This is a genomic window from Nonomuraea sp. SYSU D8015, assembly GCF_008065375.1.
Classification (GTDB): domain Bacteria; phylum Actinomycetota; class Actinomycetes; order Streptosporangiales; family Streptosporangiaceae; genus Nonomuraea.
The window spans coordinates 254,791-268,604 of sequence record NZ_VJYI01000001.1; the positions used below are offsets into that span (position 1 = coordinate 254,791).

Genomic DNA, 13,814 nt, shown 5'->3' on the forward strand with positions numbered 1-13,814 from the left:
ATGGCATCTAGATCGATGCAGGAACCCACGTTCCTGATCCTGACGGCGCTGGCGGCCGGCCCTCAGCACGGCTACGGCATCATCACGGACGTTCTGCGGATCTCCGGCGAGAGCGTGCGACTGCGGGCCGGAACGCTGTACGCCGCGCTCGACCGGCTCCAAGGGGAGGGCCTGGTCGAGGCGGAGCGTGAGGAGATCGTGGACGGCCGGGTGCGGCGCTACTACCGGCTGACCTCCGAAGGTGAGGCTCGGCTGTCCGCCGAGGCGGAGCGCCTGCGGCGCAACGCCGACACCGCCACGCGGCGTCTCCGCGCCCGGCCCGGACCGGCACTCGCCACGCGCCTGCGGCTTCGCCTCCTGCCCGCGCAGACTCGTCCGGGGCTTCGCACCCCGCCCGGCTCGGCTCCGCGCGCACGTCTGGGGGACGCCACGTGACCCCGTTGGAGCGGCGTTACCGCAGGCTGCTGACGAGCTATCCGAAGGAGCACCGGGCGCGGCACGAGGAGGAGATGATCGCGGTGCTGCTCGCCGGCTCGTCCCCGGGGCAGCGGCGGCCGACCGCCCGAGACGCGTTCGACGTGCTGCGCGGCGGTTTGGCGATCCGGCTGCACCGCGCCGTCAAGCCGGAGGCGCGCCGCCAGTGGCATGACGCCGTGAACCTCGCGGCCCTCATCGCGCCGATCGCGCTCTTCATCGGCCTGCTGTTCCGTGCCGCCGCTTACACGGGGAGGGCCCTGCCGGCGTTCGTGCGGGAGGAGGCGTTGCAACTGCTGGAACTGGTCGTCTTCGCCCTGCCGTACGGGCTGGTCGCGTTGCTGGCGTGGCTCGGACGGCCGCGGGCCTCGCCATGCTGCCCATCGCTCTGTGCGCCGTGATGCTGACCCTCGCGCCGTCACCAGGCCCCGGCCCTCTCGGCACCCGCCGGCTTCTGGCCTGGTCGGCCGCCGCCTTCGCCGCCGTGGTCGCCGCCCCTCTGGTCTCGGCGGCGGCGATCGTGCTCTTCCTGGTGACGGCCCTGGTGATGGCGTTGCGCTCCCCGGTCGGACGTCGTACGGCGGTGGCACTGGTGCCGCTGCTGCTCGTGTTCGCCGGCGGACTGCCCGGAGCCGGGGATCTGACCAACCTGGCGGCACTGGGCACGGTGTCGGCGGTGGTGCTGGGGCTCACGGCGTGGCTGGCGAGAACGGGCGAAGCGACGTCCAGCCCAGCCGACGGTTGACCCGCGGCTGTCGGGGGCGAACCGGCGTGCTTGCGGGGTCCCGCCAGATCACGGGCGCAGCAGAGCCTTGATGGCGCGGCGTTCGTCCATGGCCTTGTAGCCTTCGGCGGCCTGCTCCAGGGGCAGGGTGAGGTCGAAGACCTTGCCGGGGTTGATCTTCCGCTGCCAGATCAGGTCGATCAGCTCGGGCAGAAACCGGTGCACCGGGGCCGGCCCGCCGAGCAGGCGCACCTGGGAGAAGAACAGGTCCTCCCCGCTGAGGCTGACGTCGTGGTTGACGCCCACGAAGCCGACGTGGCCGCCCGGGCGGGCGGAACCGATGGCCTGCTGCATCGATTCCTGGGTGCCGACCGCCTCGACCACCGAGTGTGCGCCCAGCCCGCCGGTCAGTTCCTTGATCTTGGCGACACCCTCGTCGCCGCGCTCGGTGACGATGTCGGTGGCGCCGAACTCGGTGGCCAGCTTCTGGCGGGTCTCGTGGCGGCTCATGGCGATGATCCGCTCGGCGCCGAGCTGCTTGGCGGCCAGAACCGCCAGCAGGCCGACCGCGCCGTCGCCGACCACTGCGACCGTCTTGCCAGGGCCGGACTCAGCGGCCACCGCGCCGAACCAGCCGGTGCCCAGGACGTCGGAGGCCGCCAGCAGGCTGGGGATCAAATCCGCGTCGGGCATGCCCGGCGTGGCGACCAGGGTGCCGTCGGCGTAGGGGATCCCGCCGACGTATTCATGGCCCATCGGCTGGTCGTGGACCTTCTCGATGCCGCGGTAGGGCCACAGGTCCGACCCGCACACGCAGGTCGCCGTGACGCGGATGATCGCATCGGTCGGCTCGATGATCTGCGGGTCGTCGAGGTGCTGCACCCGGACGTCGCCGAGAGCGTGCATCACCACACCACGCATAGCCTTCACTCCTTCGGATTCTCGTCCTCACGGCCCGCCCCGCGGACAGGCCAGGCGTGAAGCCGTCGCGAGCCTGGCCGGGCCTCCGGTTCCCGATCATCGCGATCCGAGCCGGTGAGGTGGCCCCTACCATCAAAAGCGCTGGTCAGACGATGTGAAAGGCACTGCTGAGAGGTGTACTGTCAGGGCACCCCTGCCCGGGGGAAGGCCGCCTAACCTGGGAAAGGTGGACAACCGCAGTCAGATCCGTGAGTTCCTGTCCTCCCGTCGCGCCAGGATCAGCCCGCAGCAGGCCGGGCTGCCCTCCTACGGCACCCGGCGGGTGCCAGGCCTGCGCCGCGCCGAGGTCGCCCAGCTCGCCGGGGTCAGCGTGGAGTACTACTCGCGCCTGGAACGCGGCGACCTGGCGGGTGTGTCGGACAGCGTCCTGGACGGCCTGGCCCGCGCGCTGCGGCTCAACGACGAAGAACGCACCCACCTGGAGGATCTGGCCCGCGCCGCCGGACCCGGCCCGCGCCGTCGGCGCCGCCCCGCCCCGCACACCGTGCGGCCCCAAGTGCAGCGGCTGCTGGACTCCATGACCTGCCCCGCCTTCGTGATGAACGGCCGCGTTGACGTCCTGGCCATCAACGCCCTCGGCCGCGCCCTGTACGCCCCCATGCTGGACGCTGCCCGCGGCGCCACCCCCAACCACGCCCGGTTCATCTTCCTCGACGCCCGATCCCGCCAGTTCTGGGGCGACTGGGAACGCGCCGCCAACGAGACCGTCGCCCTCCTGCATGCCCAGGTCGGCCGCGACCCCTACGACAAGACCCTCACCGACCTCATCGGGGAGTTGTCCAGCCGCAGCGACGACTTCCGCACGCGCTGGGCCCGCCACGACGTCCGCCAGCATCACCGGGGCGCCAAGCCCCTCCACCATCCCGTCGTCGGCGACCTCCACCTCACCTACGAATCCCTGGAACTGGCCGCCGACGGTCTCACCCTGGTGGCCTACGGCACCGAACCGGGCAGCGAGTCCGAAGACAAACTCCGCCTCCTGGCCAGCTGGGCCGCAACATCTCGGCCCCACGACGACCGGGCGCGCGACGCGACCACCCGCTCCCCCGACACGACCGGCAAGCCCGATACGTCCTAAGATCCCGCATCCATGGTGTGACCGCATGGGCGCTCTTTCTGGAGCTGTCGCACTGTCGCAAATGAACGACACAACCGGGTTCTCGTCCCGGAAGAACGGACTGAGGCGTCGGCGGTGGTGCCGGGGCTCAGCTTCCGCCGGGGCCCAGCCGGTAGCGGAGGATGCGGTGGGCCCGCTTGGCGGCGGGGAGGGCGAACATGGCTTTGAGCTGCAGGCGGCGTAGCGGGCCGAGCGCGCTCAGGGAGGTGGGGTCGGCGAGCGTCCACTCCCCGGTCAGCTCCACGCCGGGCGCCCAGCGAGTGATCTCCAGGGGATCGTCGATGCCCCAGCGCACCTGAGCACCGGTCTTCCGCAACGAGGGATGGCGCGCGATGCGCCGGGCGACGAACGTGGTGAAGGCGTCGAACGCCAGCAGGCTTCCGGGGAAACGGTGACGCAGGGCTTTCACCAGCTCTTTGACCTCCGCCTCGCGGAGATACATGAGCAGCCCCTCCGCGATGATCACAGCTGGGCCGTCGCCCTCGATCCGGTCCATCCAGAAGTGGTCGGTGACCGAGGAGCCGATCATGCGCCGGGTGCCGGTCTCCCGATAGAACCGCCGGCGTAACTCGATGACCTCGGGGAAATCGACGTCGTACCAGAGCGTTCCGGCGGCGGGGGCCACCCGGTCGGCGCGGGCGTCCAGGCCGCAGCCCAAGTGGATGACCAGCGGAGCCGGGTGCTCGCGGACGCACTGATCCAGCTTCCTGGCGCGCATCGCCAGGGTCGCCCTGGTCACCCACGGCTGGCGGAGGGCGGCGAAGTCATAGTCGACCTGCTCGACGATGGCCGCCGCCGTCGGATCGTCGATGATCTGCTTCATCGTGGCCTTGCTGTACAGCGGGATGAGCAGGGTCTCCTGTTCGGCCGTGAGCATGATCATCATGGCTCCTTCTCCTTGTGCCTCATCTCCGCCCATCGGTCCCACAACGGCGTCAGCTCCCGATCCAGCCACGAGAACATCTCGTGGGCGTCGCGCACCCTGCGCGCCCTCGGCGAGTCCTCGCCCAGCAGCCTCAGGCCCTTCGCCGTGACGTCGCGGAAGCCGCTCAGGGCCGCGAGCCGCCGGCGTGTGATCTGCAGCCAGGCGTCGTCGTCGATCCGGTAATAGGTGACGCGATCGCCGGGACGGGTGATGGTCCGGACGAAACCGCTCTCGGTCAGCACCCGCATGTTCGTGCTCAAGGAGGCCTTGCTCGCCTGGATCGCCTGCCCGATCTGCTGGGCCGACTGCTCGGGCGGGTCGCACACCATCAGCCAGCCGATGATCCGCCCGGTGATCAGCGGCAGCCCGTCCCGGGCGAACAGCCCTGCCACGTCCTCCACGTACGCGAGCAGCTCCTGATCGTCCGGGTCCGCCATGCGGCTCTCCCTGAGTTCATCCAGTTCATTCTTGACTGAACTATATGGACTCGATGAACGAGCGGGCAAGCCCACGTGGAGCCTGGCCGGGACCGGTCCCGGCCGGACGACGTTAGGTTGCGGGAACCGCTCGGACTCCTGGTGGAGGGGGAAGCTCATGCACCAAGCACGTTGCCCGAAGGGCCGCCGCGCTGCCTGGACGGCGCTCGCTCCGGCGGTGGCGCTGCTGCTCACGTCCTGCGGCGACGCGACGCCGGCCACGACGGCCGCACCCGCCGCCCGCGCCTCCGCCTCCCCTTCCGCGTCCTCGGCAACGCCCGCGGAGACGCCGTCGAGCACACCGTCCGCGACCCCGCCGAGCGGGAGCCCCGCGCCGCGGAAGCCCAAGGACGGCAGGCGCCTGGCCGCCTGCTCGGACGCCAGGTGCGAGGTCGAGGTCAAGGCCGGCGACGTCATCCGCTTCGACGCCCGCGCCTTCCGCAAGGCCGGCTTCGCCGACCTGGCGGTGAAGAGCGTCCGCAAAAACCAGGTGGTCTTCGACCTGGCGTCCGGCGCTTATGCCTACACCCATCCGGGGCCGGCGGGATCGGCGAACCTCAACGGCATTTCGCTGACTTTGGTCCGCATCGACGGCAAGCGTGCGGTCATCCGCCTCGCAAAGCCCATCAAGGGCGAGACGACGATTCAGATGGGGCCGGACGGCATGCGGGTGCTGACGCCGGCCGGGTGAGCATCCTGGCGTACCGCTCCTAGTGTTGGGAGAGCAAATGGGCCAGTTCCTGCTCGACCTCCTGGTTGGCCACGAACAGCAGCTCGTCCCCGGCCTCCAGCGGATCGTCCGCGGTCGGCACCAGCACCCGGCCCTCCCGCAGGATCGCCACCAGTGCCGCGTCAACCGGCCACGGCACCGAGCCGGCCCGCTGACCGACGACCGGCGCGTCCTCCGCCAGCGTCAGCTCCACCAGGTTGGCCTGGCCCTGGCGGAAGGTCATCAGGCGGACCAGGTCGCCGACGCTCACCGCCTCCTCCACCAGCGCGCTCAGCAGACGCGGGGTCGAGACGGCCACGTCCACGCCCCACGACTCGTTGAACAGCCACTCGTTGTTGGGGTGGTTGATGCGGGCCACCACGCGCGGCACGCCGTACTCGGTCTTGGCGAGGAGCGACACCACCAGGTTGACCTTGTCGTCGCCGGAGGAGGCGACCACGACGTGGCAGTTGTTGAGCCCGGCCTCGTCGAGCGAGGCGATCTCGCAGGCGTCGGCGAGCAGCCACTCCGCCCGCGGCACGCTGTCGATCTTGATGGCCTTGGGGTCGATGTCGATGAGCAGGACCTCGTGGCCGTTCTCCAGGAGCTCGGCCGCGATGGAACGGCCGACGGCCCCCGCTCCGGCGATGGCGACGCGCATCACTGGTCCTCTTCCGGTGCCGCGGCGAGCACCTTGTTGATCCGGTCCATGTCGTTCTCGGCGGCCATGACGTGGAGGATGTCGCCCTCCTGCACCACGGAGTCCTCCGTGATGGTCAGGGCCTCGCCCATGCGGTTGATGAAGGCGGCGCGCGTCCTGACCCGGCGCTCCAGGTCGACGACGCGGGTGCCGATCCAGCCCGGGTTGACGGTGACCTCGGCCAGGACGACCGTGCCGGTGGGGTCGCGCCACAGCGGCTCGGCGCCCTCGGGCAGGATGCGGCGCAGGATCTGGTCGGCGGTCCAGCGCACGGTGGCCACCGTCGGAATGCCCAGCCGCTGGTAGACCTCGGCCCGGCGGGGGTCGTAGATGCGGGCCACCACGTTGTCCACGCCGAACGTCTCGCGCGCCACGCGGGCGGAGATGATGTTGGAGTTGTCGCCGCTGGAGACGGCGACGTACGCCGCCGCGGACTCGATGCCGGCCTCCGTGAGCACATCGCGATCGAAGCCGATGCCCGTCACCCGACGCCCGCGGAACCCGGCACGCAGCCGGCGGAACGCCTGCGGGTCGCGGTCGATGATGGCGACGGAATGGCCGCTGTCTTCGAGGATGTGCGCGAGGGTCGATCCCACCCGGCCACATCCCATGATCACTATATGCATATCCCCCCGCATCTCGCGGTCGGCCGGTTGCTCGACACCAGTATGGACCCAGGTGGGGCTCACCTCGTTTAGCCCCTGCTTATGGGGCTAGCATCTCGTTACGTGGCGAAGGTAACGGATCTTGTCAAACGCTTGCTCGTGGGGCGCGCCCTACGAAGCGGGCAACTCCACGAGCAACTCCTCCCCAAACGGATCGCACTACCTGTTTTCGCGAGCGACGCGCTCTCGTCCGTGGCCTACGCCCCGCAGGAGATCCTGGTCATCCTGTCGCTGGCCGGAGTCTCCTTCTACGCCTACAGTCCCTGGGTCGCGATCGCCGTCATCATCGTGATGCTCACGGTGGTGGCGTCGTACCGGCAGAACGTGCACGCCTACCCCAGCGGCGGCGGCGACTACGAGGTCGCCAACACCAACCTCGGCAAGAACGCCGGGCTCACCGTGGCCAGCGCGCTCCTCGTCGACTACGTGCTGACGGTCGCCGTGTCCGTGGCCAACGGCGTCGACTACGTGGGCGCCACGATCCCGTTCGTCGCCCAGCACAAGCCCGCCGTCGCCATCGGCATCGTCGTTCTGCTCACCGTGATCAACCTGCGCGGTATCCGCGAGTCCGGCGCCGCCTTCGCCATCCCCACGTACGCGTTCATGATCGCCGTGCTGGGGCTGATCGCCTGGGGCGGGATCCGGCTGCTGGTGCTGGGGGAGCGGATGGAGGCGCCGAGCGCCGGCTTCACCATCGAGCCCGAGCAGACCAACCTGACGGCCTTCGCCGCGGCCTTCCTGGTCCTGCGCGCGTTCTCCTCCGGTTGCGCGGCCCTGACCGGCGTCGAGGCCATCAGCAACGGCGTTCCCGCCTTCCGCAAGCCCAAGAGCAAGAACGCCGCCACGACGCTGCTCATGATGGGTCTCATCGCGATCACCATGTTCGGCGGCATCATCGCGCTCGCCCTTGCCTCCGGGGTGCGGATGGCCGAGCCCTCCGTGGTCGCCCACGACCTGCTCAGGCCGGATGGCACGCCTGTCGGCCCCGGCTACCACCAGCAGCCGATCATCTCGCAGGTGGCCGACGCGGTCTTCGGCGGCGGGTCGCTGATGTTCATCGTGATCTCGGCGGTGACGGCGCTGATCCTCTTCCTGGCGGCCAACACGGCGTTCAACGGCTTCCCGGTGCTCGGCTCGATCCTGGCGCAGGACCGTTACCTGCCGCGCCAGCTGCACACCCGCGGCGACCGGCTGGCCTTCTCCAACGGCATCATCATCCTGGCGCTGGGCGCGTGCCTGCTGCTGTGGGGATTCGACGCCGACGTCAGCCGCCTGCTCAACCTCTACATCGTCGGCGTCTTCGTGTCGTTCACGCTCAGCCAGACCGGCATGGTCATCCACTGGACCCGCCATCTGAAGACCGAGACCGACCCCAGGGTCCGCCACCAGATGCACCGCTCCCGGGCGATCAACTTTTTCGGCGGCATCATGACGGGGCTCGTGCTGATCGTCGTGCTGCTCACGAAGTTCCTGGTCGGGGCGTGGATCGTGGTGATCGCCATGCCCATCCTGTTCCTCATGATGAAGGGCATCAGGCACCACTACGACAACGTGGCGGCCGAGCTGGCGATCACCGAGGACTACGAGCCCACGATGCTGCCCGCCCGCAACCACGCCATCGTGCTCGTCTCCAAGATCCACAAGCCCACCATGCGGGCCCTGGCGTACGCGCGCGCCACCCGGCCGTCCACGCTCGAGGCCGTCACCGTGGGCGTGGAGGGGGACGAGGCGCGGAAGCTGCAGGAGGAATGGGAACGGCGGGCGATCCCGGTGCCGCTGAAGATGCTCGACTCGCCGTACCGGGAGATCACGCAGCCGATCCTCGACTACGTCAAGCACCTGCGCCGGCGCTCGCCGCGCGACGTGGTGACGGTGTTCATCCCGGAGTACGTGGTCGGCCACTGGTGGGAGCACCTGCTGCACAACCAGAGCGCGCTCAGGCTGAAGGCGCGGCTGCTGTTCAAGCCGGGCGTCATGGTCACCAGCGTGCCGTGGCAGCTGCATTCCTCCGACCGGCTCAAGGGGCGGCCGGAGCCGTTCGCGCCCGGGTCGGTGCGCCGTCCGTGGCACGAGACCGTCAAGGAAGAGGAAGGGCAGCAGATCAGGACGAGGTGATCAGCGCGCGCAGCCGGTCGGTGTCGGACGTGCTCCAGCCCGGCGGCGCGGCGACCGCGGCCCAGCCGTCGGCGATGTTCGGGCCGTAGCGGTGCCCGTATCCGGGCGGCACGGACAGCCCGGCCGTCAGATCCGTCACCACCTGCCAGAAGGTCACCACCGGGAACCAGGTCATCTCCTGGCTCACCCCCGGACCCCGCCCGTCCGCCAGCCAGTCCGGCCGCCGGTAGATCAGCTCGGGAGACCACCACACGACCGGGTCGGAGGCGTTCTGCAGGTAGACCACGCGCGGGCCCGGCCAGGGGGCGCCCGGGCGGCCCAGGTCGCCGGGGCGGGCGGCGAACCGCACCGTCCGGCCCTGCTCGTAGACCGGCCGCCAGATGGGGCTGCCCGGCTCGCGTCCGGCCGTGACGCTCCGCCAGACGGGGCCGGCGTTCGGCGGGCCGACGAACATCGCGCCGTCCGCCTCGGCCACCAGGTCGTCAAGGTCGCGGAAGGCCCGCTCTGCCTGGTAGGCGCCCAGACTCTCACCTGACAGCAGCAGGCGCGGCCGGTCGCCGGGCGGCAGCCGGGCCCACCGGGCGCGTACCGCCTCGAACAGCGTCCGCCCCGCCGCGGCCGCCCGCTCCCTGTCGGCCAGGAACGACAACCAGCTCGGCAGGTACGAGTACTGCACGGCGACCATGGCGGAGTCGCCGTTGTACATGTACTCCAGCGCGTCGGCGACGTGCGGGTCCACCCAGCCGTTGCCGGTGGTGCCGAGCACGGCGAGCACGGGCCGGCGGAAGCCGCCGGTGCGCTCCAGCTCGCGTACCGCCAGCGCCGCCTGGGCCTCGGGGGAGGCGGCGGAGCCGAGGCCGACGTACACCCTGATCGGATCGGCGGCGGGGCGGCCCGAGAAGGCGGCGAGCCGGGCGCGGGAGGGGGCGGTGGCGGTGAAGCGGCGGCCCTCCCTGCCGAGCGACTCCCACGTCACGAGCGAGCCGGGGCCGCCGGACACCAGGCTGGAGGCGGGCTTTCGCACGCCCGGGTGGGTGCCCTCGTTGGTGACCGAGGAGACGTCGTTGAGCTTGGCCGCGAACGCGGAGGACACGGCGTCGTCGGCGAAGAGCGCGACCAGGCCGGCGATGAGCATCACACCGATGGCGCGACCGGCGGGGACGGGGACGAACCGGCCGAGCCAGGCGATCAACTTGCGGCCGCCCAGCCGGACGAGCCGCGAAATGACGAGAAGGACCGTGAACAGGGCGATGGCCACCGCGAGGATCAGCGGCGGAAACCACGTGATCCTCGTGTCCATGCCCATGAGCGCCCGCACGTCGCGCTGCCAGCCGGCGCTGTACCAGAGCGCCGTCCCCGCCAGCGCCACGCAGCCGCCGATCAGGACCCGCCAGGCGATCTGCCGCGTGCGCTCCGGCGGCCGGTAGGGAACCGCCGCCCGCACCAGCGCGCCGAGTGCGGCTCCGGCGGCGTACCCCAGGATGCCGGTGAGCGCGGCCAGCACCGCCTGGTAAAGCCAGGTGCGGGGCAGCAGCGACGGCGTCAGCGACGCGCAGGCGAACAGGGTGGCCGCCAGCGTCCCCCCGAAGCCCAGCCTCCGCCGCACCACACGTCCCCCGCTCACGTCCATCCACGGTAGGGGATCGATCCGGCAGGTCGAGCCTCCAGGGCGCGGGCACCGATGGTCGGCTGCAAGGCGCGGCCCCCATAGGGTGGCGGTGTGGAACGGAGAACTCTCGAGTTGACGGTAGGCCCGGTCGCGCACGGCGGCTGGTGCGTGGCACGCCACGAAGGGCGCGTGGTCTTCGTGCGCCACGCGCTGCCCGGCGAACGGGTCGTGGCCGACGTCACCGAGGAGACGACCCGGTTCCTGCGGGCCGACGCCGTCGAGATCCTCGAGCCGTCGCCCGATCGCGTGGTCCCGCCGTGCCCGTACGCGGGCCCGGGCCGCTGCGGCGGCTGCGACTGGCAGCACGCCACGCTGGAGGCCCAGCGGCGGCTCAAGGCCCAGGTCGTGGCCGAGCAGTTGCAGCGGCTGGCCGGCATCGAGCGCGAGGTCGTGGTCGAGGAGGTGCCGGGCGCCAAAGACGGGCTGGGCTGGCGCACGCGCGTGCAGTTCGCCGCCCTGCCGACCGGCGAGCTGGGCTTCCGCCGGCACCGCTCGCACGAGATCGAGGTGGTCGACGCCTGCCTGATCGCCCATCCCGAGGTGGAGGCGGTCGGGGCGGAGGCGCACGAGTGGCCGGGCGCGGCCGGCGTCGAGGTCATCGCCTCCTCCAGCGGCGACCGGGCCGTGGTGGTCTCGCCCCGGCCCCGGCGCAGCGTCACCGTGCCCGATCTCGACGCGCCCGCCTCGATCCTGCTCGACCAGGGCAAGGGCCGCACGGTGCCGCGGCGCGGATCGGGCGTGCTGCACGAGCAGGTGGGCGACCGGGGTTTCCGGGTGGCGGGCAGCGGCTTCTGGCAGGTGCACCCGGGGGCCGCGGAGACGCTGCTGGACGCGGTGCTGGTCTACGCCGCGCCGGAGCCCGGCGAGTGGGCGCTCGACCTCTACTGCGGCGTCGGCCTGTTCGCCGCGGGCCTGGCCGAGGCCGTGGGGCCGGAGGGCGCGGTGTTCGGGCTGGAGTCGGAGGCCTCCGCCGTCCGCGACGCCCGCGCCAACCTCCGCGACCTGCCGCAGGCCCGGGTGGAGCGGGGGAGGGTGGAGGAGGCCCTCGACCGGTTCCAGATCGAGCGCGCCGACCTCGTCGTGGTGGACCCGCCGCGGTCGGGGCTCGGGCGCGAGGTGGTGGAGCGGATCACGGGGCTGGACGCGCTGCGCATCGTGTACGTGTCCTGCGATCCTGCCACGTTCGCGCGGGACCTGAAGTGGCTGGCGGAGCGCGGATACGTGCTGGCCGACCTGCGGGCCTTCGACGCGTTCCCCATGACCCATCACGTGGAGTGCGTCGGGCTGCTGGTCAGGGCATAGGCAAAACGACGCAGTACGGGTGTCCCCTTCAACACAGAGGCGCGCCCCCGACCGCGCTGTACTCATCCTCTGGCCCCCGATCACGGAGGCCGGCCACCAAGTCAGAGGGGGATCGATGAGTACACGGGGGAACGACAGGCGCTCCAGGGCCGCTGTCCTGCGGCGGCACGGGATCCGCGCGCTCACGGCGGGCGCGGCGCTGACCGCGTCGCTCCTGGCCATCGCCGGTCCGGCGCACGCCGCCACCAACGTGAGCGTGTCCGGCACGGTGCTGGAGGTCGTCGCGGGCAGCGCGTCCGACGATCTGGTCGTGTTCGTGTCCGGCCCGCGACTGATCGTCACGAACACCGCCGACACGGTCGCCGGGGCCGCGCCGTGCGTGGGGCTGTCCGCCAACCAGGTGGCCTGTCCGAGCGCCGGCATCTCGGTGATCTCTGTGGTCACCGGGAAGGGGGACGACCGGCTGCGGAACCGTACGGCTCTGCGGTCGAAGGTCGACCTCGGGCCGGGCACGGACGCGTTCCTCGGCGGGCTCGGCTCGGACATCGCCTTCGGCGGCGATGGTGACGATCGGCTCTCGGGCCAGGCGGGCAACGACACGCTGGTCGGCGAGGCGGGCACCGACTCGGCCGCCGGCGGCGACGGCACCGACCGGTGCGACGCCGAGTTCGAGACGCTCTGCGAGAGCTGAGCGCGTCAGAAGGCGCCCCGCCGCCTCAAGGGCGAAGCGGCGGGGCGCTCGGCCTGCGGGTACTCGGGGCGATTAGGTCGGCTGTTTCCCCGTTTTCGGGCATTCGTCATGGCGAACCCGGACAAAATTACTGGCGAAGGGCGTACGGTGCGCGCATGCACCCTCCGCAACAGCAACCTCCACATCCCGCGCAACACCCGCAGCAGTGGCATCAGCACCAAGCGCCACCGCCGCCTTCGAAGAAAGGCCCGGTGCTGCTCATCGTGCTGGTCGCCGCCGGCGGGCTGGCGGTGCTCGCCGTCGTCGGCGTGCTGCTGGTCGTCAGCTTCATGGGCCAGCGCGCCCTCGCGCCGCCCCTGGCCGCTCCTTCGATCACGCTTCCCGAGCCGACGAGGGAGACGGGGGGAGGAAACGGCAGGACGCCCACGGAGCAGCAGCGCAAGGACTTCATGTTCAAGCTGGCCACCATCGCCCCATGGCTGCTGGACGAGGACATCAACATCTCGGCGGCCGAGCAGACCTGCGCCGACATCCGGGAGGGCAAGGGCGACGACGAGGTGGTCGAGGCCGCGCGGAAGCGGTTCATCGGCGTGGACGCCGAGCAGGCCAGGAAGATCGTCGACGAGGTCAGGGTGTGGTGCAAACCCTGAGCTCAGAGCCAGCCCATGCGCTGAGCGGTGCGGATGGCCTCCAGTCGGTTCTGCGCGTTGAGCTTGGTCATGGCGCTCGAGAGGTAGTTGCGTACCGTGCCCTCCGTCAGGTGCAGCTCGCCCGCGATCCGCGCGATCGTGGCCCCGTCGCCGGCCAGCCGCAGCGCGTCGCGCTCGCGATCGGTCAGCGGGCTGTCGCCGGCGGCCATCGCCGCCGCGGCCAGCTCCGCGTCCAGGTAGCGTCCGCCGCCCTGGACCTTGCGGATCGCCATGGCCAGCTCCTCGGCCGAGGCGTCCTTGCCGAGGAAACCGCTCACGCCCGCCGCCATGGCACGGCGCAGGTAGCCGGGCCGGCCCAGGCTGGTCAGGATGACGATCTTGCATTGCGCGCTGATCCGCTCGGCCGCGCTCAGGCCGTCCATTGCGGGCATCTCGATGTCGAGCACCGCCACGTCGGGCCGGTGCTCGGTCACGGCGTCGAGGACCTCGTCGCCCCTGCCGACCTGGGCGACGACCTCGATTCCGTCCTCGAGGTCCAGCAGGGCCGCGATGGCTCCCCGGATGAGGTGCTCGTCGTCGGCCAGCAGCACGCGGATGGTCATGGAAGCTCCCGGGG

16 protein-coding genes are annotated in these 13,814 nt (G+C 71.2%); 9 read left to right on the plus strand and 7 right to left on the minus strand.

The window, feature by feature from the left end; genetic code table 11:
* The 3 genes from ID574_RS03030 to ID574_RS03040 are packed head-to-tail and all read left to right on the plus strand — an operon-like array spanning window position 1 to window position 1,219.
* Entirely contained in the window at window positions 1–435 is a 435-nt protein-coding gene (locus ID574_RS03030) for a PadR family transcriptional regulator (RefSeq protein WP_223166314.1), read from the plus strand.
* A complete protein-coding gene (locus tag ID574_RS03035) occupies window positions 432–875 on the plus strand; it encodes a hypothetical protein (protein ID WP_188187201.1) in 444 nt (147 codons plus the stop codon). The genes ID574_RS03030 and ID574_RS03035 overlap by 4 nt, the downstream gene beginning before the upstream one ends.
* A complete protein-coding gene (locus ID574_RS03040) occupies window positions 872–1,219 on the plus strand; it encodes a hypothetical protein (protein WP_188187202.1) in 348 nt (115 codons plus the stop codon). Before ID574_RS03035 ends, ID574_RS03040 begins: the two co-directional genes overlap by 4 nt.
* A 48-nt stretch (window positions 1,220–1,267) precedes the next feature.
* Here the strand turns inward: ID574_RS03040 and ID574_RS03045 are convergent, their stop codons facing one another.
* A complete protein-coding gene (locus ID574_RS03045) occupies window positions 1,268–2,119 on the minus strand; it encodes a zinc-binding dehydrogenase (RefSeq protein ID WP_188187203.1) in 852 nt (283 codons plus the stop codon).
* Window positions 2,120–2,345: 226 nt separating this feature from the next.
* On the opposite strand from ID574_RS03045, the gene ID574_RS03050 reads away from it, so the two are divergent.
* Window positions 2,346–3,257 carry a helix-turn-helix domain-containing protein gene (locus ID574_RS03050; RefSeq protein WP_188187204.1) on the plus strand — a complete coding sequence of 304 codons (912 nt, stop codon included), beginning with the start codon at window positions 2,346–2,348 and terminating at the stop codon, window positions 3,255–3,257.
* A 127-nt stretch (window positions 3,258–3,384) separates the two neighbouring features.
* Here the strand turns inward: ID574_RS03050 and ID574_RS03055 are convergent, their stop codons facing one another.
* Both ID574_RS03055 and ID574_RS03060 read right to left on the minus strand, forming a co-directional pair.
* The gene (locus tag ID574_RS03055; protein ID WP_188187205.1) at window positions 3,385–4,182 is read right to left on the minus strand and encodes a class I SAM-dependent methyltransferase; all 798 of its coding nucleotides are present in this window, start codon (window positions 4,180–4,182) and stop codon (window positions 3,385–3,387) included.
* Window positions 4,179–4,658, minus strand: coding sequence for a GbsR/MarR family transcriptional regulator (locus ID574_RS03060; RefSeq protein WP_188187206.1), 480 nt, complete (start codon window positions 4,656–4,658; stop codon window positions 4,179–4,181). Before ID574_RS03060 ends, ID574_RS03055 begins: the two co-directional genes overlap by 4 nt.
* A gap of 157 nt (window positions 4,659–4,815) precedes the next feature.
* Here ID574_RS03060 and ID574_RS03065 point away from each other — a divergent pair, with 157 nt between their 5' ends.
* Window positions 4,816–5,388 (plus strand): hypothetical protein, encoded by a 573-nt coding sequence (locus tag ID574_RS03065; protein WP_188187207.1) that lies wholly within the window; start codon window positions 4,816–4,818, stop codon window positions 5,386–5,388.
* A 19-nt stretch (window positions 5,389–5,407) separates the two neighbouring features.
* On the opposite strand, the gene ID574_RS03070 is transcribed toward ID574_RS03065, so the two are convergent.
* Both ID574_RS03070 and ID574_RS03075 read right to left on the minus strand, forming a co-directional pair.
* Entirely contained in the window at window positions 5,408–6,067 is a 660-nt protein-coding gene (locus ID574_RS03070) for a potassium channel family protein (protein WP_188187208.1), read from the minus strand.
* Window positions 6,067–6,732, minus strand: a complete 666-nt coding sequence (locus tag ID574_RS03075; RefSeq protein WP_188187209.1) for a potassium channel family protein — start codon at window positions 6,730–6,732, stop codon at window positions 6,067–6,069. The genes ID574_RS03070 and ID574_RS03075 overlap by 1 nt, the downstream gene beginning before the upstream one ends.
* A gap of 102 nt (window positions 6,733–6,834) precedes the next feature.
* Here ID574_RS03075 and ID574_RS03080 point away from each other — a divergent pair, with 102 nt between their 5' ends.
* The gene (locus tag ID574_RS03080; RefSeq protein WP_188187210.1) at window positions 6,835–8,886 is read left to right on the plus strand and encodes an APC family permease; all 2,052 of its coding nucleotides are present in this window, start codon (window positions 6,835–6,837) and stop codon (window positions 8,884–8,886) included.
* Here the strand turns inward: ID574_RS03080 and ID574_RS03085 are convergent.
* Complete coding sequence (locus tag ID574_RS03085) at window positions 8,873–10,510, minus strand: alpha/beta hydrolase (protein ID WP_223166315.1); 1,638 nt, start codon at window positions 10,508–10,510, stop codon at window positions 8,873–8,875. The genes ID574_RS03080 and ID574_RS03085 overlap by 14 nt on opposite strands.
* A 96-nt stretch (window positions 10,511–10,606) precedes the next feature.
* Between ID574_RS03085 and ID574_RS03090 the strand changes: the two genes are divergently transcribed.
* From ID574_RS03090 to ID574_RS03100, 3 genes are all read left to right on the plus strand, one after another.
* Window positions 10,607–11,857: a class I SAM-dependent RNA methyltransferase gene (locus ID574_RS03090; RefSeq protein WP_188187212.1), complete on the plus strand. Its 1,251-nt coding sequence runs from the start codon at window positions 10,607–10,609 to the stop codon at window positions 11,855–11,857.
* A 115-nt stretch (window positions 11,858–11,972) separates the two neighbouring features.
* Window positions 11,973–12,548: a hypothetical protein gene (locus tag ID574_RS61455; protein WP_188187213.1), complete on the plus strand. Its 576-nt coding sequence runs from the start codon at window positions 11,973–11,975 to the stop codon at window positions 12,546–12,548.
* A gap of 251 nt (window positions 12,549–12,799) precedes the next feature.
* A complete protein-coding gene (locus ID574_RS03100) occupies window positions 12,800–13,198 on the plus strand; it encodes a DUF732 domain-containing protein (protein WP_188187214.1) in 399 nt (132 codons plus the stop codon).
* A gap of 2 nt (window positions 13,199–13,200) precedes the next feature.
* On the opposite strand, the gene ID574_RS03105 is transcribed toward ID574_RS03100, so the two are convergent.
* On the minus strand, window positions 13,201–13,800 hold the full coding sequence (locus ID574_RS03105) for a response regulator transcription factor (protein ID WP_188187215.1): 600 nt from the start codon (window positions 13,798–13,800) through the stop codon (window positions 13,201–13,203).
* Between the last annotated feature and the right edge of the window lie 14 nt (window positions 13,801–13,814).

Coding starts and splice junctions, on each gene's coding strand:
- ID574_RS03030 (WP_223166314.1), top strand. CDS start 1: ATGGCATCTAGATCGATGCAGGAACCCACGTTCCTGATCCTGACGGCG.
- ID574_RS03045 (WP_188187203.1), bottom strand. CDS start 2,119: ATGCGTGGTGTGGTGATGCACGCTCTCGGCGACGTCCGGGTGCAGCAC.
- ID574_RS03055 (WP_188187205.1), bottom strand. CDS start 4,182: ATGATGATCATGCTCACGGCCGAACAGGAGACCCTGCTCATCCCGCTG.
- ID574_RS03060 (WP_188187206.1), bottom strand. CDS start 4,658: ATGGCGGACCCGGACGATCAGGAGCTGCTCGCGTACGTGGAGGACGTG.
- ID574_RS03065 (WP_188187207.1), top strand. CDS start 4,816: ATGCACCAAGCACGTTGCCCGAAGGGCCGCCGCGCTGCCTGGACGGCG.
- ID574_RS03070 (WP_188187208.1), bottom strand. CDS start 6,067: ATGCGCGTCGCCATCGCCGGAGCGGGGGCCGTCGGCCGTTCCATCGCG.
- ID574_RS03075 (WP_188187209.1), bottom strand. CDS start 6,732: ATGCATATAGTGATCATGGGATGTGGCCGGGTGGGATCGACCCTCGCG.
- ID574_RS61455 (WP_188187213.1), top strand. CDS start 11,973: ATGAGTACACGGGGGAACGACAGGCGCTCCAGGGCCGCTGTCCTGCGG.
- ID574_RS03105 (WP_188187215.1), bottom strand. CDS start 13,800: ATGACCATCCGCGTGCTGCTGGCCGACGACGAGCACCTCATCCGGGGA.